Source organism: Marivita sp., assembly GCF_051859345.1.
Lineage (GTDB): Bacteria > Pseudomonadota > Alphaproteobacteria > Rhodobacterales > Rhodobacteraceae > Marivita.
The window spans coordinates 58,735-77,982 of record NZ_JBHYFV010000013.1 but is presented as its reverse complement, the minus strand read 5'-3'; the positions used below and the strand labels follow the sequence as shown (position 1 = coordinate 77,982).

Sequence of the window (19,248 nt, the reverse complement as noted above, 5' to 3'; positions counted from 1 at the left end):
GAGTCGAAAAGGGCAGGTTATGAGCAAATCAGATCCATTCGGTTTTGACATGTCGGTCAGGTCCGCCAAGAAGAAGAACCCTCGTGGTCGCCGGGGCATGTCAGGAGCGTCAGAAACGTCAGTCCGTCTGTGCGACCATGAGGGCTGCGAAGAGGCCGGAAAGTTCCGGGCGCCCAAGGCGCCAGATGTGCTGGATGATTATTTCTGGTTCTGTCAGGAGCATGTGCGCGAGTACAACCTGAAGTGGAATTTCTTTGACGGCAAGACCGAGGCCGAGATGAACGCACAGGCGTCCTCGGACAAGGTGTGGGAGCGCAAGACCAAGGATTACCGCGATCCCGAGGCCAAGGCCTGGGCGCGGTTGGGGATCGAGGATCCACATCAGGTGCTGGGGGACAATGCGACGCGCAATCCCGGCAAGAATGGCGGGTCTGCGGGGTATTCCAAACGATTGCCACCAACCGAACGGCGCGCGATGGAGATCCTGGAGGCCAAGGACAGCTGGACCAAGGCCGAGGTGCGCAAGTCGTACAAGGCGCTGATCAAGGTGTTGCATCCGGATATCAACGGCGGAGACCGGTCGCAGGAAGAGCAGTTGCAGCTTGTGGTCTGGGCCTGGGATCAGATCAAGGACAGCCGGAACTTCAAGTAAGGCGCTGTCGCTGCGGTTGGTTGGACCCGGCCGCGCGTTTCGGGATCGTTGTGGCCGTGGCCATTGGCGCTTTGGCATATTTTTAAAAAGAAGAAGCCGGGGATCGTGCATTGTGCCCGGCTTTTTTGTTGTCGATCAGTCCGATCAGGGATGGTCGGAGAGAACCTCGTCCAGCACCGAGGTGAGCCGCGCAAGGGTGCCTTCGATATCATAAAGCTTGTCGAGGCCGAAGAGGCCAAGGCGGAAGGTGCTGAATTCCGGCGGTTCGTCGCATTGGAGCGGTACACCGGCGGCGATCTGCATGCCACGGGAGGCGAAGGCGCGGCCGGACTGGATTTCCGCATCGGTGGTGTAGCTGACCACAACACCCGGAGCGCCGAAGCCTTCGGCGGCGACCGAGTTGATGCCGCGAGCCTTGAGAGCGGCGCGCACCGCGTTGCCAAGCGCCCATTGCGCGTCTTTCAGTTCTTCAAAGCCGTAATCGCGGGTTTCCAGCATCGTGTCGCGGAAGGCGCGCAGGCTGTCCGTGGGCATGGTGGCGTGATAGGCGTGGCCGCCGTTTTCATAGGCCATCATGATCTGATGCCACTTCTTGAGATCGACGGCAAAGCTGTTGGACGTGGTGTCCTGCATATGCGCCACCGCACGGTCCGACAGCATCACCAGACCGGTGCTGGGTGTGGCGGACCAGCCTTTTTGCGGGGCCGAGATCAAGACATCGACACCGGTCGCCTTCATGTCGATCCAGGCGCAGCCCGAGGCGATGCAGTCGAGCACCATGAGCGCCCCGACCTCGTGTGCCGCTGTGGCAAGCGCGTTGACATAGTCATCCGGCAGGATGATCCCGGCGCTGGTTTCGACATGGGGGGCGAAGACAATGTCGGGCTTTTCCTCGCGGATGCGGGCCGTCACCTCGTCGATGGGGGCCGGGGCGAAGGGAGCGAACACGTCGTTCCCGGTCTGGCGGGCTTTCATCACCAAGGTGTCGCCGCCGAACTGGCCTGCGTCGAAAATCTGCGTCCAGCGGTAGGAGAACCAGCCATTGCGCACGATCAGGGTTCTGGCCCCCTGCCCGAACTGGCGCGCCACTGCCTCCATCCCATAGCTGCCGCCGCCGGGGACAAGCACCACCGCGTCGGCGTTGTAGACCTCTTTGAGCATGTCCGAGATGTCGGTCATCACGGCCTGAAAGGTCGGGGACATGTGATTGAGCGAGCGGTCGGTGAAGACCACAGAGAATTCTTCGAGACCGTTCGGGTCTACGGTATTGAGCAAAGCCATGATGCATCTCCTAAAGGTGCGACATGGCTACCCCGGAACGGTGGGTCTGCGCAAACGCCGCGACGCGGAATGGACAGTTTGTCCGATTTAAAGCAGGGGACCGGCCAGCCGTTCTTCGGACAGAAGCACATTGGCGTCGATATTGCCGACCCCCGGCAGGGTCATGATGCGACGGCGCAGGACGCGTTCGAAATCGGCGATGTCGCGGGCGACGACGCGCAGGCGGTAATCATAGGCACCCAGCACATGTTCGACCGTCTGCACTTCGGGAATGGCGGTCACGGCGCGTTCGAAATCTTCGAGGCTGACGCGGCCTTTCGTGGCGAGTTTCACACCCAGAAACACGGTCACGCCAAAGCCCAGCGCCTGCGCGTCAAGGTCAAGCCGCTGGCCCCGGAAGACACCTGCATCGCGCAGGCGTTTGAGCCTGCGCCATGCGGCGGGTTGGCTGAGGCCCAACTGTCGGCCCAGCGTGCCCGCGCTGATCAGGGCGTCTTGTGCCACGGCGCGGATCATCGCGCGATCGGTGTCGTCAAGGTCGATCACAGGAACCTCACAGGGGGAGTGTCTCGTCGAATTTGACGCGGGCGATGTGCATCAGCGCCTCGATGTCGGCGATATGTGGCAGGGTCAGAAGCTTGTTACGGTAGACCTGCTGGTAATGCGGCATGTCGCGGGCGATGACGGACAGGCGCGCGTCCACCTGCCCAAGGAAGGTCTGCACCTCGATCACCTCGGGCACGGTGCGGGCGGCGGCGAGAAATTCATCGAAGGCGCGGGGTTGGGTCTTGTCTAGGGTGACGCGATGCGACACTTCGACAGAATAGCCCAGGGCGGGCCAGTTCACCACAGCCCGGACGGCGCGGATCACACCTGTGTCGCGAAGCCGTTGCAACCGGCGCGCGCAGGTTGCGGTTGACACACCGGCCTGCGTGGCAAGGTCAGCAATGGTGAGGGTCGGATCCATCTGAAACCTGCGCAACACGCGCTTGTCGACATCATCGAGCATGAAATCTGCATCCATACGGGAAAATACGAATGGGTTTCTCGCAGATCAAGCGGATTTGGTCAAATCCCTTTGATCCCTGCCCCCCCGGTGGCGGTTGTCGGCGCAGCAGTGCCGGAATGTCGGGAATTGCTTTGAACCGGGGCCGGTATTTCATTACAATTCAAGGCGAATATCCTTGATCGAGTTGACCTGACGACAGACAGGTGGCGGCATTGCCCGAACGTACGATCCATATCTTTGCCAAGAGCGCCGTGACCATCACGCGCGACATTGGCGGCGGTCCCCCGACGCAGGGTGATGTCATCGGCAATGCGCTGAATGGCAATGCGTTCGGCTGGGAAAATCCAAGCGATTTGAGCATCACGTTTTCCGGTTCCTCCACGGCGATCACTTTTGACGATGCGGACGGCATTCTGAGCGACGATCCGTTCTCGGGGTCCAACGTCGTGGATCAGCGCCTGACCGAAGAAGTGACGATCGACGGCGTGACCTATACCCCCAGCCCCGAAACGGTGCGGTGGCAAGACCCGCCACCGGTGAACGTGGAAAACGAATACGAAGTGACGTTGTTCGACGATGCCGGAACCGCCTATCGCATGGTGGGCGTGTCGATCACCGAAGGCTATTCGACGAGCGTTGTCGGTGTGACCTTTGACGGGCCATCGCCGCCGCCGGGAACCACCTTGCACTACATTCAAGGAGTTTCGAGCTATGGCGGGAGCGGACAGTCGGTCACGATCCCAGACGAGGTGGTGTGTTTTCTCGCGGGGACGCGGATCGAAACGCCGGACGGGCCGTGTCCGGTCGAGTCCCTGACGCCAGGACAGCAGGTTCTGACGCTGGATCAGGGTGCGCAGACGGTCCGCTGGATCGGGCGCAGCAGTGTCTGTGGGCTTGGGCGGCTGGCCCCGGTCTGTATCCGGGCGGGCAGTTTTGGCAATGATCGCGATCTGTTTCTGTCACCCAACCACCGTGTCCTGCTGCGGTCGAGCACGGCAGAGCTTTGGTTCGGGCAACCCGAGGTGCTGGTTCCGGCTAAGGCGCTGGTCGATGGGGTGCGCATTCGGACCGTGCCGATGCGGCGGGCCGATTACCTGCATATCATGCTGGACGCCCATCAGATGGTCTTTTCGGAAGGCATTGCAACCGAAACCCTGTTTACCGCGGGCGTGATGACACAGGACATCCTCGACGCCGAGGCGACGGCGGAATTGCGGATGCAGACCCCCGGTATCGACGCCGAGACGCAGGTTCTGAGCCATATGGCGCTGACCATGCAGGAAGCGCGGCATTTGTTGCGAAGCGATGCGCGCAAACATCTGGAAACCGTCGATCTGCGGGTTGCCTGACACCCGATGCGCGCATGAATAAATCGCGATACGGTCGATTGGCGAATGAGAGATGCTAAAGTCTTGCAGAACTCGGTCTGATTGATTGCACATTTCCAAAGCTGCGCCATAAGGTGCGCCGGACATCAACAAAAGGACAACCCGATGCGCGTTTATTACGATCGCGATTGCGACATCAACCTGATCAAAGACATGAAAGTGGCCATTCTGGGCTACGGCAGCCAGGGCCACGCGCATGCGCTGAACCTGCGCGATTCTGGCGCGAAGAACGTCGTTGTGGCGTTGCGCGAAGGATCGCCGTCGGCCAAGAAGGCCGAAGGTGAAGGCCTTCAGGTCATGGGCATCGCCGAAGCGGCGGCCTGGTGCGACCTGATCATGTTTACCATGCCCGACGAGCTTCAGGCCGAGACCTACAAGAAATACGTACATGACAACCTGAAAGACGGCGCAGCGATTGCCTTTGCCCACGGTCTGAACGTGCATTTCGGCCTGATCGAACCCAAGCCGGGCGTTGACGTTGTGATGATGGCCCCCAAGGGTCCTGGTCACACCGTGCGCGGCGAATACACCAAAGGCGGCGGCGTGCCGTGCCTTGTCGCCGTCAACAACGACGCGTCCGGCCGTGCGCTGGAAATCGGCCTGAGCTATTGCTCGGCCATCGGTGGTGGCCGCTCGGGCATCATCGAGACCAACTTCCGCGAAGAATGCGAAACCGATCTGTTTGGGGAACAGGCAGTTCTCTGCGGTGGTCTGGTCGAGCTGATCCGCATGGGCTTTGAGACCCTCGTGGAAGCCGGTTACGAGCCGGAAATGGCGTATTTCGAATGCCTGCACGAAGTGAAGCTGATCGTGGACCTGATCTACGAAGGCGGCATCGCGAACATGAACTACTCGATCTCGAACACGGCCGAGTATGGTGAGTATGTTTCCGGCCCGCGCATCCTGCCCTATGACGAGACAAAGGCGCGGATGAAGGCGGTTCTGACCGACATCCAGACCGGGAAGTTCGTGCGCGACTTCATGATGGAAAACGCCGTGGGTCAGCCGTCGTTCAAGGCGACGCGCCGCATCAACGACGAACACCAGATCGAAGCGACCGGCGAAAAGCTGCGCGGCATGATGCCGTGGATTTCGGCTGGCAAGATGGTCGACAAGGCGAAGAACTGATTACGGGATCGGACGGGCCATGCCCGTCCGATCAACGTGGGGGGACGCTGTCCCCCCACACCCCCCTGAGGTATTTGAAGCCCAAAGAAGCACAGGCGTGTGCGGGTTCAGGACACGAAACTCCAGTCACCAGCCGAGTTTTCGTAGAGTGACATCAGGATATCGACGGAGCCTAGGGTGTTTTCCGGGCTGATGGCGATGTCGGCCAATGCCAGCGCCTTGGAGATGCGGCCCTCGTCCAGCAGATCGCGGTAGAAGGCAAGGCCAGGTCCATCCGGAGCACGGTCAAGGATGTTGGTATAGACCACGGTCAGGAATTCGGTGTTGGACATGGCGGCCACATCGCCGAAATTCCGGGTGAATTCAGGGCTGCGCATCAGGTCATTGGCCAGGAATTCATCGCTCAGAGTGTTGGCCTCGGTCACGCCGATGTAGAAGTTCAGACCTGGCAGGTCGATGGCACCATCACGGTTGAGGGCCGCCTCGTAGAGCAGGGCAACCCGTTCCGCGACCCCGAAATCCGCCGGATCACCGGCCCCGTCAAGCGCCGAGCCGTCAGGCAGTTCGATCACCCCGTTGTCAAAGCGCAGGAAGTCGAAGCCGAACAGCTTGTCGCGCGCACCTTCCGGGTCGATGACGATGGCATAGTCCTTGCCGCCGAGGATCGTGTGGTCGCCCGCGTCGCCAGAAAATCGGGCAATATCACCCTCGCCCCGTTCGCCAAAGGTGGTGGTGGCGAACAGCATGTCGCTGCCGGGACCGCCGGTCAGGTTGTCGGTGTGCAGCCCGCCGCGCAGGATGTCGTTGCCCGCGCCCCCGTTCAGCGCATCCGGGCCGCCCAGCCCATCGACCGTATCATCGCCATCGCGCAGAAGGATGTAATCCGCGCGGCTTGTGGCGAAGGGCGCATCGTCATCATCCGTCAGGATTTGTTCGTAGAGCCCCGAGACATTGACCGCCGACAGGGCAAGAAAGTCGTTGGACGCGATGCCGATTTGTGTCAGCCCGTCGAGCAGTATGCCGCGATCATGGGCACGCACTTCTTCGGCCTCGCGGGCCTGAGCGGCGGATATGTTTCCCCCAAAAGGCACAAAGGTGGTGGTCAGGTAATCCGTCAGGGTGCTTTCATACCCGATACGGGTCCCAGCTTGGCCGTTCTGGACAAAGGGTTGAACGATCGGTGTGATCGCTGCGGCCATCCGCCCTTCCATCTGCGTCAACAGGTCCACGCCCCCGGTTTCATCCCACAGCAGCGCCGCAGCTTCCTTGATCTCGCGGTGCAGGCCGGGCGACCCGAGCGGGCCATCCTGAACCACATCGGCGACCGTCATGCGGGCAATCATGGCGTAATGGACGGCGCTGAACGCATAGGCCAGTGAGTCGAGCGAGGCCGTGGACATGACTGCCCGCACCTGCGAGGTGATCTCGTTCAGTCCCAGCGTGGCTTGCTGAATTGCGATTTCCCCCAATGCAGCCCGCGCGACAGGGTTTTCTTCGACAGCGTAACGCTCAAGATTGTCCATCGCGGATTGCGACTGGCCCAGCGATTGCGCGATGCTCTGGTTGATCTGCGCATTCGATAATCCTTGCAGCACGTCGATGCTGTCCTGGATGTCCCTGAGGGCCTGAAGACGCTCTGCATCTGCATCCGCGTCAGATGACGAAAAGAACGAGATGATCTGAAGGGTGTCCGCGAACAACCCGATTGCAGGCACGATAGGTAAAGGCATATCGAAACGCTTTCAAACACGAACCGAAACAAAGGTACGACAGACCGATGAATTCGCCTAGTCAAAAGTGTTGAGCGAAGCCCGCGCGTCTGGCTTACATATCGTCCTTGAGTTGCAGCACGCACCACGCCAGCAGCGCGATCAGGATAATGATGGGCAGGATGAAGAACACGTCCATTTGGGACTCCTTGCATATCTTGTTAACGGTTTAGAGGTTGCTGGCGGTCCAGCATGTTCCTAGAGAGCACCGTGAACCGGCCTCGGTTGCAATATTTCGAGGCAGATTTTGCTGTCTCACGCCCAAGGATGCCTCATTTTCATGCAAACTTCTCCTGAAATCACACCCGCCAGCTGGGGTATGGTGGCGGCGCTTGGACTTGTCTGGGGGGCCACGTTCCTGTTCATCGAGCTGGCGCTGGAGGGCATCACGCCGTTCTGGCTGGCGGCGGGGCGGATCGGGTTTGCCTGTCTGCTGACCTGTGTTGTCTGGCAATTGCGGGGTGGGCGGGTGTTCCTGACCGAGCAGACGGCCTGGGGCGCGCTGATCCTGTCCGGCGTGCTGACTTCGGCGATTCCGTTCATGTTGCTGAGTTGGGGGCAGCAGACGGTCACGTCGGGGTTTGCCGGTGTGTCGATGGCGTCGGTCACGTTGATCCTTCTGCCGATGGCGCATCTGTTTGTGCCCGGAGAGCAGATCACCCTGCGCCGGCTGGTTGGATTGCTGATCGGGTTCTTTGGGGTCACGGTGTTGCTGGGTGGACAGGCCTTTGTGTCGAGCGGCGATCCGCTGGAGCCGTTCGGGCGGCTGGCCTGTCTTGGCGCGGCGGCCTGTTATGCCGGCAGTTCGGTGCTGGTGCGACGGTTGCCGCCGATTGATCCTTTCGGGCTGGGCGCGCTGGCACTGGTGTTCGGGTCGCTGCTGGTGCTGCCGACGGCCCTGATCGTCGAGGGGCCGCCGCCAATGCCGGAACCCGATATCCTGCTCTTGGTGGCGGTGCTTGGGCTGATCCCGACCGCAGGGGCGAATATCCTGCGGATCGTGGTCATTCGCAGCGCCGGGCCGGTGTTCCTGTCGCTGGTGAATTACCAGGTGCCGCTGTGGTCGGTGATCCTAGGGATCGTCATTCTGGGAGAGCCGTTCAGGCCGATCCTGCTGCTGGCGATGGGCCTGATCCTTGGCGGTATGGTGGTCAGCCAGTGGGGGGCTTTGACACGGCTTTTCCGGCGCGGTGTCAGTCCCAGCAGCTGACCAGCACGGTCATTGCGGTGGCCTTTTGCGTGAGATCCACCGGGTCGAGCCGTTGCAGACCCGGTGTGACCTGGGGTGCAACGCCGGCACGTTCTAGAACAGTCCGCAGCGCGGTGCCTTTGGTGGCGAAATTCACCTTGTCGGGAAGCTGTCGCCCACCGCCATCATGCGGCACCAGCATGCCCAGAACCGCACCGCCATCATCGAGAACCGGGCCACCGGCATCGCCGTCAAGCGTGCTGATGTCCAGACGGCTGAGCGTGTCTTCCCCATCGAGCCCTTGCAGGTCTGAAAGGCGACCGAAGGTCATCGTGGCCGAGGGCAGCACGCCGCCGAAGGAAAAACCCGCAACGGCGATTTCCGATTGCAGGCGCGGGGCGCCGTCCCGGAACTCTGCCACCGCATTGGGGGCCAGCGGTTGCGTGGCGCGCAGCACAGCGATGCCAAGGGACGGATCGGATGCCATGACTTCGGCGCTGTAATCGCTGTTCAGGGTGATCCGGCTGCAATTGGCGACCGCCGCATCGGTGGTGACCACCCTGCCCTGACGGTCAACGAAAAAGCCCGAGGCGGTCAGTTTCGGTTTGCGGATGCTGAGCCCCGCAACCAGATCGACACTTTGGGTGTCTTCGGCAATCGTTGCCGGGTCCAGCACACCCGCGATCGGATCAAAGCTGTTCTGCATGGCGGCAAGAATGCGTGTGCGGCGCTCTTCATCACTTGCGGGCCAGACCAGGGTGAAGCCCTTGATCGTGCCATCGGCCAGCCGCGCTTCGGTGTGCGACACGATGCGGCTGTCCTGCCCGGTCAGGGTAAAGCTGTCGCCAGCGCGGTCGCGCGGGCCGTCCAGAGGCACGATGTCGAGCGTCTGCATGATTTCGTACAGCCCGGCCAGACGGTCGCGGTCGCCCGGCTGGCTGATGAGAAGCACCCGCGCGCCGTCAACGGTGCCGGTGGGTTCATAATGCGCAAACGGGCTGTCGTAGCGGTCAAGACCCACGGCCCCAAGCGGCAGGTCGATGGCAATTCCGGCACGGGTGTCGCGCACGGTTTGCAGGTCCATGCCTTCAAGCACGGCGTTATATTGGCGGAACAGGTCGGCCCGCTGGGCGGTGGTCAGGATACCCGTGGCCTCGAACCCGTTGGATTGCTGCCATTCGGCCATTGCCGTGCGGGTGCCGCGCCCGAACGCACCATCAATCCCGGAACTGTAGACGCCTGCCCAGCGCAGGGCGATTTGCAGTTGCTCGCGCTCATAGCGGGTCAGGAGAGACTCGGAGGCGCGGGCCTCGCCCGGGGTTTCGTCTGTCTGCTGTGGTTCGGGAATCTGGACGATTTCCGGCGCTTGCACACTTGGCGTGGTTGTCGCCGGACCTGCGCCGATGGGCCAGATCCGCTGGCCATAGCGCTCTGGACCTTCGATATAGCTGTCGCTGGGAATCAGGCGTTGTGCGCGCAAGCTGCGCAGGACGCGGTTTGCCTCGTTGCGGGAATACGGTCCAAGGGCGATGCCATACCAGCCACGATCCAGGTCAAAGCCGTTTACATCGGGCAGTCGGGCGGCATAGTCGCGCAACCGGTCTTCGGCCTCAGACAGGCTTGGCTGCGCTTCGATCTGCACATAAACGGATTCCTGCGCGGTTGCCGACTGAACCCAAAACACCAATGTCGCCAGCATGGAAAACAAAAATTTGCGCATCATTCGACTGCCACCTGCCCGAAAAACCTGTTTCAACGCCATGCTCTAGCAAGATTACGACGCCACTGGAACGCGAAAATTAGAACCTCGCGTGCAATTGACCCTTGGACCCCATACGCCTAATCAAGCGCCAACACTAATCGGGGTGCGTTCGCCATGGATCAGACCGTCACTAAGCCGCGCAGTTTTCAGGAGATCATCCTGCGTCTTCAGGCCTACTGGGCTATGCAGGGCTGTGCGGTGATGCAGCCTTATGACATGGAAGTGGGTGCAGGCACGTTTCATCCGGCCACCACGCTCCGGTCGCTTGGGTCAAAACCTTGGGCTGCGGCCTATGTGCAACCGTCGCGCCGTCCGACCGATGGGCGCTATGGCGAGAACCCGAACCGGTTGCAGCATTATTACCAGTACCAGGTGGTGATCAAACCCTCCCCACCCGACTTGCAGGACCTGTACCTGGGATCGCTGCGCGCCATCGGGATCGACATGGCGCTGCATGACATCCGATTTGTCGAGGACGATTGGGAAAGCCCGACGCTGGGCGCGTGGGGGCTTGGCTGGGAAGTGTGGTGTGATGGCATGGAAGTGTCACAATTCACCTATTTTCAACAGGTTGGCGGGCATGACTGCCATCCGGTGTCGGGGGAATTGACCTACGGGTTGGAGCGGTTGGCGATGTATGTGCTGGGCGTCGATCATGTGATGGACATGCCCTATAATGACCCCGATGCGCCGATTGCGCTGAAATATGGTGACGTTTTCCGCCAGACCGAGCAGGAATATTCGCGCTGGAACTTCGACGTGGCGGACACAGAGGTTCTGTTGCGCCACTTTGTCGAGGCCGAGGCGGAATGTGCGCGGATTCTGGACGCGGCGGAGGATGATCCGAAGACCGGCAAGCGCATCATCATGGCGCACCCGGCCTATGACCAGTGCATCAAGGCCAGCCACATCTTCAACCTGCTGGATGCGCGCGGCGTGATTTCCGTGACCGAACGGCAAAGCTATATCGGGCGGGTGCGCGCGCTGGCCAAGTTGTGTGCGGATGCGTTTGTTATGACCGACGCCGGGGGTTTTGCCACCTGATGGCACAAGCCAATCGAAATACGCCACTGCGGCGGGCCAAATACGGTCTGTTGCAGCACCTGCCGGGGGCGCTTGGGCTGAAATATCGCCGCAAGCTGCGCAAGATCGTCGATACCCCGGTGGCCGAGGCGGCGTTTCGGGCCGCGCTGACCAGTGCAACAGGGCAGATCTGCATTGATCTTGGGGCCAATCTTGGACAGCACGCGCGCCACATGGCAGAGCACGCCGCCAAGGTCTATGCGTTCGAGCCGGACCCGTGGACAGCGGCGGAACTGCGCAAGCGGCTTGCCGATGTGGCAAATGTCGAGGTGATCGAGGCTGCGGCCGGGACAGAGGATGGGACGTTTCCGCTTTATCGCACGGCGTCTTTCGATGCGGACCCGGAAGAGCAGTCTCAGTCGTCATCGCTGATGGCGGAAAAGCGCAATGTCGATGCGTCGTCCGCGATAGATGTTAAGGTGATCGACTTTCCGGCCTTTCTCGAGTCGCTGGACAGCGAGATTGCTGTGATCAAGATGGATATCGAAGGGGCCGAAGTGCCACTTTTGGAGGTACTTTTTGACCATCCGGTAAAATCCCGGATCGGACATCTGTTTGTCGAAACCCACGAAAGCCGTCTGCCGGACCTTTTGGCGCGGACCAATGCGCTGCGGGACCGCGCGGCACAGATGACGCATCCCGTCGTGAACATGGATTGGAAATAGACGATGACCGGAAAAATCCTGACCGTCGTTATTGTCGTCTGCGCGCTGGTGGCAGGTCTTGGCATGTATTACCTGCAGGTTTACGCCTATTACGAAACGGTGACGCCAACCGGGACGGATGACGTGCAACTGACCACTCTGGATGGCCGGATGGAAACGATCCTTTACGAGGATTTTCAAGCGATCGACGCCGATAGTTCACCGATCAGGTACAGGGCGTGTTTCAACACGCAAACGCCGATGTCGACCCTCACATCCACTTATGAGCCCTATATCGGCGCGGTGCCGCGCAATGCGCCGGGGTGGTTTGACTGTTTTGATGCCGACGAGATCGGTCATGACATCACGGATGGTCGCGCGCAGGTCTTCACCAGCCAGCGCAACCGCGAATTCGGGATCGACCGCGTTGTGGCGATCACCGAAGACGGGCACGGCTATGTCTGGCACGAAATCAACGAGTGCGGCGACAAGGCTTATGATGGCAGCCCCTTGGGCGACGACTGCCCTGACCGCGAAACTGGAGGCAATTGATGCCCGACCTTCTGATCGAGCTTTTCTCCGAGGAAATCCCGGCACGGATGCAGGCCAAGGCCGCTGACGACCTGAAGTCACGGGTGACCAATGGTCTGGTCGAGGCAGGTCTGACCTATGGCGGGGCTGTTGCGTTTGCCACGCCGCGCCGTCTGGCGTTGCGGGTGGACGGGCTGACCGACCGGTCGCCGGATGTGAAAGAAGAACGCAAGGGTCCGCGCGTCGATGCGCCCGAGAAGGCGGTTGAGGGGTTCCTGCGCGGGGCCGGTGTGTCGCGCGAGGATCTGGTGGAACGGGACGAGAAGAAAGGCCGCGTGTTCTACGCGGTGATCGACAAGCCGGGGCGCGATGCGGCTGCGATCGTGGCCGAAGTTCTGGAAGACACGATCCGCAATTTCCCGTGGCCCAAGTCGATGCGCTGGGGGGACGGGTCGTTGCGCTGGGTGCGACCGTTGCACCGCATCCTGTGCGTGCTGTCGCGCGAGGACGGGTCCGACGTGGTGGCTTTGGACGTGGATGGCATTGTTGCGGGGCGCACAACCGAGGGGCATCGTTTTATGGTGCCGGGGGCGTTCGATGTGACCGGGTTTGACGATTACGAGGCCAAGCTGAAGCGCGCGCATGTGGTGCTGGACGCCAGCGAACGCGCCGAGGCGATCTGGCAGGACGCGACCAATCAGGCGTTTGCCAACGGGCTGGAGGTGGTCGACGACACAGGGCTTCTGGCCGAAGTGGCGGGACTGGTGGAATGGCCTGTCGTGCTGATGGGCGAGATCGGGGTCGAGTTTCTGGACCTGCCGCCGGAGGTTCTTCAGACCTCGATGAAAGAGCATCAGAAGTTCTTTTCGGTGAAGAACCCCAAGACGGGCCGGATCGAGCGGTTCATCACCGTGGCGAACCGCGAAACCGCCGATCATGGCGCGACGATTTTGGCGGGCAACCAGAAGGTGCTGTCGGCGCGTCTGTCGGATGCCAAGTTCTTTTGGGAGAACGATCTGCGCGTCGCCAGGAACGACGGTCTGACGGCATGGACGGACAGCCTGTCGAACGTGACCTTCCACAACAAGCTGGGATCGCAGCGCGACCGGATTGCGCGGATTGCGGCGCTGGCGCGGGAACTGGCGCCGATGGTTAAGGCCGACGCCGATCTGGCGGAACAGGCGGCGACGGTGGCGAAGGCCGATCTGGCGTCGGAAATGGTCTATGAATTCCCGGAACTTCAAGGGCTTATGGGGCGCTATTACAGTGACGCCGCAGGTCTGCCGTCCGAGGTTGGCGCGGCCTGTCAGGAGCATTATTCGCCGCTAGGGCCGTCGGATGACGTACCCTCCGCGCCGGTGTCCGTAGCTGTGGCGCTGGCCGACAAGATCGACACGCTGACCGGGTTCTGGGCGATCGACGAGAAACCCACGGGGTCGAAAGACCCGTTTGCGCTGCGCCGTGCGGCGTTGGGGGTGATCCGGTTGGTGTTGGAGAATGGGCTGAGCCTGTCGGTTGATCAGTTCATTGACATGCAATTGGTGCGCCACAAGGGCCATCTGATTGACGATGTCACAGACGATGATGTGAACGATCTGATCCGCGAGATCGCGCAGCATGGCGTATTCGGTGCGGCCTATCGCACGCTGAAATCGCAGCGAGATGAGGACGGAATGAACGGGCTGAACGCCATGCAGGAAACCGTGCCGGACAAGTCGGTCGATTTGCTATCGTTCTTCCACGACCGCTTGAAAGTCTACCTGCGTGAACAAGGCGTGCGGCATGACGTGATCGACGCCTGCATTGCCATGCCGGGCAATGATGACCTCGCGCTTTTGGTCAAGCGGGCCAAGGCGTTGCAGGCGGTTCTTGCAACCGAGGATGGCGAGAACCTTGTGCAAGGCTTCAAGCGCGCGAACAACATCCTGACCCAGGCCGAGGACAAGGACGGGGTGGAATATTCGTTTGGCGGCGATCCGAAATTCGCCGAAGACCCAACCGAGGTGGCGCTGTTCGATGCGCTGGCCAAAGCCGAAGCCAGGATCACTCCGGCGATGGCAGAGCAGGATTTTGCCACGGCGATGGCGGCAATGGCCGAACTGCGCGGGCCGGTGGATGCGTTTTTCGAGGCGGTGCAGGTCAATGCCGAAAGCGAGGTTCTGCGGCGCAACCGTCTCAACCTGCTCAGCACGATCCGCACGACCTGTCTGCAAGTGGCGGATCTGACACGCATCGACGGCTGAACGCGCCAGACCGGAGGCTGGGCCAGAGTCTGGGCAGGATAAGGTGCCCCTGTGCCACCAACACCTCTTGTCAGGGCGCAGTGTCTTCGTATGCTGCGCCAACGCTGAAGAGGTGCTGCAGTGCAGAAACCAAGCCCTGAAAACCCGGATGTGACGCTGATCACCGCACGTTCGCCGATGTCGACCCCGACACATGGCGGACGGGCCAAGTGTTTGCAGCGCCTCGTGCGTCTTGACTTGCCGGTGCCGCGCACCGTTGCGCTGTCGTTTGACACGGTTCACAAACTTGCCTCGGGGTATCTGCCCGAAGTGTCCGGAATCATGCGGGAATTCGACCCAAACGCGCTTTTGTGCGTGCGCCCGTCATCGGAAGACCCGGATTGGGGTGGTCCCGGCGCAGTGCTCAATATCGGGATGAACGAGGCGCGCCATGCGGCGCTGTGTGCGCAGATCGGTGAGGTTGCGGCGACCGGGATTTACCTGCGGTTTATCCAGACCTACGCCATCGACGTTGCCCGGCTAGACGCCGAGGCGTTTGACGAGATTGACGGCAGCGGCGCAGGCGCCCTATACGCGGCGTTGAAGGTCTATGAAGAAGAGGCAGAAGAGCCGTTTCCCCAGGATCCCGCAATCCAGTTGGCGGAAATCCTGCGGTCGATGGCGCGGGCCTGGGAAGGCACCACGGCACGGCTTTTAAGGCAGGCCAAAGGGGCTCCTGTGGATGCCGGGCTGGGCCTTGTGGTTCAAGAAATGGCGCTTGGGCTGGGCAGTGGCGAATGTGGGTCGGGCGTGTTGCAACTGGTCAATTCGTCCACCGGGCTGCCGCAGGTTACGGGGCGATACCTGAGCCAGAGCCAGGGGCGTGAGGCGCTGGATGGCGGGGCGGAGTCGATGTTCCTTGAGAAAGACCCGCGTGGGCCATCGCTTGAGGAATTTGCGCCAGAGGCGTTTGTTGCCCTGAAAGACCATGCGGCGCTGATGCGTCGGCGGTTGCGCGAAGAGATGCAGATCGAATTCACCATCGAAAACGGCAATCTGCACATTCTGGACGGGGTGCGTGTCGAACGCAGCGCCCGCGCGGCCCTGCGGATCGTGGTGCGGTTGGCAGATGATGGCATCATCACGCGGCAAGAGGCAGTGATGCGGATCGAGCCGCGCGCGCTTTCGGAATTGTTGCACCGTCAGGTATCGGCAAACAGCCCGCGCGATGTGTTGGGCAGCGGAATCGCCGCCAGTCCGGGTGCGGCAACGGGCAGGATCGTGTTCTCGTCCGAGGCTGCGCAGGCCAGTGCGGCGCGCGGCGAACCGTGTGTTCTGGTCCGTCGCGAAACCAGCCCCGAGGATATTCGCGGGATGCATGTGGCCTCTGCCGTGCTGACCGAACGCGGCGGCATGACCAGCCACGCGGCGGTGATCGGACGCGGGCTTGGCCTGCCGTGTGTGGTTGGCGCGGCGTCGATGCGGTTTCAGATCAATCGCAAGATGCTGGTGGCCACGGATGGGCGCACTCTCAAGGAAGGCGACGAGATCACCGTGGACGGCACCAACGGTCAGGTGCTGGCCGGGTCTGTCGAGATGATCGAGGCGACGCTGGACGACACATTCCGCACCTTCATGAGCTGGGCCGATGCGGAACGCGATATCGGGGTGCGGGCCAATGCAGACACGCCGGCGGATGCCAAGACAGCGCTGCATTTCCGCGCGCAGGGGATCGGGCTGTGCCGGACCGAACACATGTTCTTCGAGGCCGAACGCCTGACCCCGATGCGCGAGATGATCTTTGCGCAGAACCCGCAGGACCGTCAGGCGGCGCTGGAGCTTGTGCTGCCGATGCAGCGCGCCGATTTTCTTGAGCTGTTCCAGATCATGCAGGGTCATCCGGTCTGTATCCGGCTGTTTGACCCACCCCTGCACGAATTCCTGCCCACAACCCGCACCGGTCAGCGCGAACTGGCCGAGGCGCTGGATATTCCGGTCAGTGACGTGATCCGGCGCATCGACAGCCTGTCCGAGTATAACCCGATGCTGGGAATGCGCGGTGTGCGGCTTGGGATTTCGGTGCCCGAGATCTATGACATGCAGGCGCGCGCGATCTTTGAAGCGACGGTCGAAGCGAGCAAGGAGGGCATCACCCTTGTTCCCGAAATCATGGTGCCGCTGGTCTCCGCCAAGCGCGAGGTCGAACTGGTGCGCACGCGGGTCGAAGCCGTGGCCGCTGCGGTGCGCGCGGAAAACGGCGCGGATTTCACCTATCGGCTGGGTGTCATGGTCGAGACGCCGCGCGCCTGTCTGCGGGCCGGGGATATTGCCGAGCACACGCATTTCCTGAGCTTTGGAACCAACGACCTGACACAGATGACCTATGGTCTGTCGCGCGACGATGCGGGGCGCTTCATGTCGGAATATGTGCGCCAGGGTGTCTTTGCCGAAGACCCGTTCCACATCCTGGACACCGAGGGGGTCGGAGAATTGTTGAAATTGGGTGCGGTGCGGGGTCGCGCTGCCCGCCCGAACGTGGTTTTGTCGATCTGCGGGGAACATGCGGCCCATACCGAATCAATCGCCTTCTGTCGGGAGGCCGGATTCGACTATGTCAGCTGCTCTCCGTTCCGGGTTCCGGTGGCGCGACTGGCCGCCGCACAGCTTGCGTTGGCCGACAAGATACGGTAGGCGTCGGCAATAAGTGGCCCAGATTTTGCCCCGATTGCGGGGTGGGCATCGGCCTTGCGTGGTACGCATGGCCCCCTAACTTGTGGAAATCTAAAATTTTCTATAACAGCCCGTCGAACGCGCGGCGCTGCCTTATTTCTGTGCAAATCGTCGCCACCCATAATGTTGCGAGATGAACACTCGGTATGACGAGATTGTTTGCAATGATTTTAGCTGCCGCCATCGTGGCGAGTCCAAGCTTCGCGGAACGGTCGAAAGACGCGGCGCAAGCACTTGTTGCGCAGGAACAAAACGGATTGGCCTCTGCGGGCCAGTCGCATCTGACATCGCTGGTGACCCCTGTGTCGCGCAATTCAGCGATCTACAACGCCTCCTGGCTGAACGCGCAGGACGAAGCTTCTGGCGGTGCCCAATGGGAATGTCTTGCCGAGGCGCTTTACTTTGAAGCACGCGGAGAGACCGTCAAGGGACAGTTTGCGGTTGCCGAAGTGATCATCAACCGGGTCAAGAGCGGGCGCTTTCCAGACAGCGTCTGCGGCGTGATCAATCAAGGCACGGGCAAGAAGTATCAGTGCCAGTTCACCTACACCTGCGACGGTATTCCCGAACGCATCCGCGAGCCCCGCGCTTGGGACCGTGTCGGCAAGGTGGCCCGCGCCATTCTTGATGGTCGCGCGCCGATGAACCTGACCGACGGGGCCACGCATTATCACACCACCGCCGTGCGCCCGCGATGGTCGCGCACCTACACCAAGACCGCCGCGATTGGTGTGCATCTGTTCTATCGCCACACATGGCGCGTCAGCAGCAACAGCTGATCCGAGTCAGGCTTTGACCCTTCTTATGTCGCGGGCGGTGTGCAAAATGCCCCTTCGCGGCATTTTCGTTCGGGGTTGGCTCTGATAGCCCGTGACGGATCAATGTGGAGAGTGGCCGATGACCTCTGAAATCCGACTTGCTTTTTCGCACCCGTCCGAACGGGCCATTGCGACGGCGGATGACGGGCCTGTGGATCGAATTTCGCTGCGCGATCATATCGTCGAGGTCGAGATCGGCGCGTTTCAGGCAGAGCGCGGCACAACCCAGCGCATCTGCTTTAACGTCGTGGTCGAAGTGCAGCCCATCGTTGGACATATCGACGATGATGTGGACCGCATCCTGTCGTATGACCGGGTGACCGAGGCGATCGCCGCGGAATTGGCGGCCGAGCGGTTGAACCTTCTGGAAACGCTGGCGGGGCGGATCGCAGAGCGCATCCTGCTTGAGCCGCAGGCCTTGCGCGTCTTTGTGCGGATTGAAAAGCTGGATCGTGGCCCCGGTGCCTTGGGGGTCGAGATCGTCCGGTCACGAAGTGATTCCGCCGAAACCACGCAGGACGCAAGCCACGAACGTCCCCACCCACGGGTGGTCTACCTGTCGAATGCGGCAATTCATGCGCCGGATCTGGCTGGGTGGATCGACCAGCTTGAGGACGAAGCCGCGCCATTGGTGCTGTGCGTCGGGCTTGGCGACGGGCCGCGCCCGGATGTGGGACACCCGTTGGCACAGCGGCGGATTGACCTGCTGGCGATCGAACAGAACGGTTGGGTTCTGGCGGCAAAAGACCCACGCTGCAAGGTGGTGGCGACACGGACCGAATTGGACTGGGCGATGAAGAACGGACAGGTCTGTATCTGGGCGCCATCCAAGATCGTTCTGGATGCGGTCGATGGCCCGGACAATGCTGTGACTGACACTGTTGCCCTGACCGGGTGGTTTGCGCAGGAAATGGATGCGATAGAGCTTCTGGTGATCGGCGCAGAGGCTCCGGCCCTGACGAATATTTCAGTTCGCAACACCCCCATCGGCGAAAGCGTGCTCTAGCCGCTTGTCAAACCCTGCGTGGCCTTTCATTGACTT

16 protein-coding genes are annotated in these 19,248 nt (G+C 61.4%); 11 read left to right on the top strand and 5 right to left on the bottom strand.

The annotated features are described in order from the left end of the window. Positions 1-19: 19 nt before the first annotated feature. Positions 20-652: a DnaJ domain-containing protein gene (locus ACTIEN_RS10660; RefSeq protein WP_439523112.1), complete on the top strand. Its 633-nt coding sequence runs from the start codon at positions 20-22 to the stop codon at positions 650-652. Positions 653-796: 144 nt separating this feature from the next. On the opposite strand, the gene ACTIEN_RS10655 is transcribed toward ACTIEN_RS10660, so the two are convergent. The 3 genes from ACTIEN_RS10655 to ACTIEN_RS10645 all read right to left on the bottom strand — a co-directional run bounded on the left by ACTIEN_RS10655 (position 797) and on the right by ACTIEN_RS10645 (position 2,942). Further along, entirely contained in the window at positions 797-1,933 is a 1,137-nt protein-coding gene (locus tag ACTIEN_RS10655; protein WP_439523111.1) for an aminotransferase class V-fold PLP-dependent enzyme, read from the bottom strand. A gap of 87 nt (positions 1,934-2,020) precedes the next feature. Continuing rightward, positions 2,021-2,479 carry an Lrp/AsnC family transcriptional regulator gene (locus ACTIEN_RS10650; protein WP_439523110.1) on the bottom strand — a complete coding sequence of 153 codons (459 nt, stop codon included), beginning with the start codon at positions 2,477-2,479 and terminating at the stop codon, positions 2,021-2,023. Between the two features lie 7 nt (positions 2,480-2,486). Then, the gene (locus ACTIEN_RS10645; protein WP_439523109.1) at positions 2,487-2,942 is read right to left on the bottom strand and encodes an Lrp/AsnC family transcriptional regulator; all 456 of its coding nucleotides are present in this window, start codon (positions 2,940-2,942) and stop codon (positions 2,487-2,489) included. Between the two features lie 212 nt (positions 2,943-3,154). Here ACTIEN_RS10645 and ACTIEN_RS10640 point away from each other — a divergent pair, with 212 nt between their 5' ends. Together ACTIEN_RS10640 and ilvC are read left to right on the top strand one after the other, a co-directional pair. Beyond that, positions 3,155-4,291 (top strand): Hint domain-containing protein, encoded by a 1,137-nt coding sequence (locus ACTIEN_RS10640; protein ID WP_439523108.1) that lies wholly within the window; start codon positions 3,155-3,157, stop codon positions 4,289-4,291. Between the two features lie 144 nt (positions 4,292-4,435). Continuing rightward, positions 4,436-5,458: a ketol-acid reductoisomerase gene (gene ilvC / locus ACTIEN_RS10635; protein ID WP_439523107.1), complete on the top strand. Its 1,023-nt coding sequence runs from the start codon at positions 4,436-4,438 to the stop codon at positions 5,456-5,458. A gap of 107 nt (positions 5,459-5,565) precedes the next feature. Here the strand turns inward: ilvC and ACTIEN_RS10630 are convergent, their stop codons facing one another. Further along, complete coding sequence (locus ACTIEN_RS10630) at positions 5,566-7,188, bottom strand: DUF4214 domain-containing protein (protein ID WP_439523106.1); 1,623 nt, start codon at positions 7,186-7,188, stop codon at positions 5,566-5,568. Positions 7,189-7,507: 319 nt separating this feature from the next. Between ACTIEN_RS10630 and ACTIEN_RS10625 the strand changes: the two genes are divergently transcribed. After that, a complete protein-coding gene (locus ACTIEN_RS10625; RefSeq protein WP_439523105.1) occupies positions 7,508-8,437 on the top strand; it encodes a DMT family transporter in 930 nt (309 codons plus the stop codon). Here the strand turns inward: ACTIEN_RS10625 and ACTIEN_RS10620 are convergent. Further along, positions 8,421-10,139, bottom strand: coding sequence for a serine protease (locus ACTIEN_RS10620; protein WP_439523104.1), 1,719 nt, complete (start codon positions 10,137-10,139; stop codon positions 8,421-8,423). The genes ACTIEN_RS10625 and ACTIEN_RS10620 overlap by 17 nt on opposite strands. 153 nt (positions 10,140-10,292) lie before the next feature. Here ACTIEN_RS10620 and ACTIEN_RS10615 point away from each other — a divergent pair, with 153 nt between their 5' ends. The 7 genes from ACTIEN_RS10615 (at position 10,293) to ACTIEN_RS10585 (ending at position 19,212) form a co-directional block, all read left to right on the top strand. Further along, complete coding sequence (locus ACTIEN_RS10615; RefSeq protein WP_439523103.1) at positions 10,293-11,222, top strand: glycine--tRNA ligase subunit alpha; 930 nt, start codon at positions 10,293-10,295, stop codon at positions 11,220-11,222. Then, positions 11,222-11,926, top strand: coding sequence for an FkbM family methyltransferase (locus tag ACTIEN_RS10610; RefSeq protein WP_439523102.1), 705 nt, complete (start codon positions 11,222-11,224; stop codon positions 11,924-11,926). The genes ACTIEN_RS10615 and ACTIEN_RS10610 overlap by 1 nt, the downstream gene beginning before the upstream one ends. A 3-nt stretch (positions 11,927-11,929) precedes the next feature. Further along, on the top strand, positions 11,930-12,457 hold the full coding sequence (locus tag ACTIEN_RS10605) for a DUF6446 family protein (RefSeq protein WP_439523101.1): 528 nt from the start codon (positions 11,930-11,932) through the stop codon (positions 12,455-12,457). Continuing rightward, positions 12,457-14,679: a glycine--tRNA ligase subunit beta gene (glyS, locus tag ACTIEN_RS10600; protein WP_439523100.1), complete on the top strand. Its 2,223-nt coding sequence runs from the start codon at positions 12,457-12,459 to the stop codon at positions 14,677-14,679. The genes ACTIEN_RS10605 and glyS overlap by 1 nt, the downstream gene beginning before the upstream one ends. A gap of 120 nt (positions 14,680-14,799) precedes the next feature. Continuing rightward, positions 14,800-17,349: a putative PEP-binding protein gene (locus ACTIEN_RS10595; protein ID WP_439523099.1), complete on the top strand. Its 2,550-nt coding sequence runs from the start codon at positions 14,800-14,802 to the stop codon at positions 17,347-17,349. Positions 17,350-17,552: 203 nt separating this feature from the next. Further along, positions 17,553-18,167, top strand: coding sequence for a cell wall hydrolase (locus ACTIEN_RS10590; protein ID WP_439523098.1), 615 nt, complete (start codon positions 17,553-17,555; stop codon positions 18,165-18,167). Positions 18,168-18,285: 118 nt separating this feature from the next. Then, positions 18,286-19,212 (top strand): dihydroneopterin aldolase, encoded by a 927-nt coding sequence (locus ACTIEN_RS10585; RefSeq protein ID WP_439523097.1) that lies wholly within the window; start codon positions 18,286-18,288, stop codon positions 19,210-19,212. Positions 19,213-19,248 lie beyond the last annotated feature (36 nt).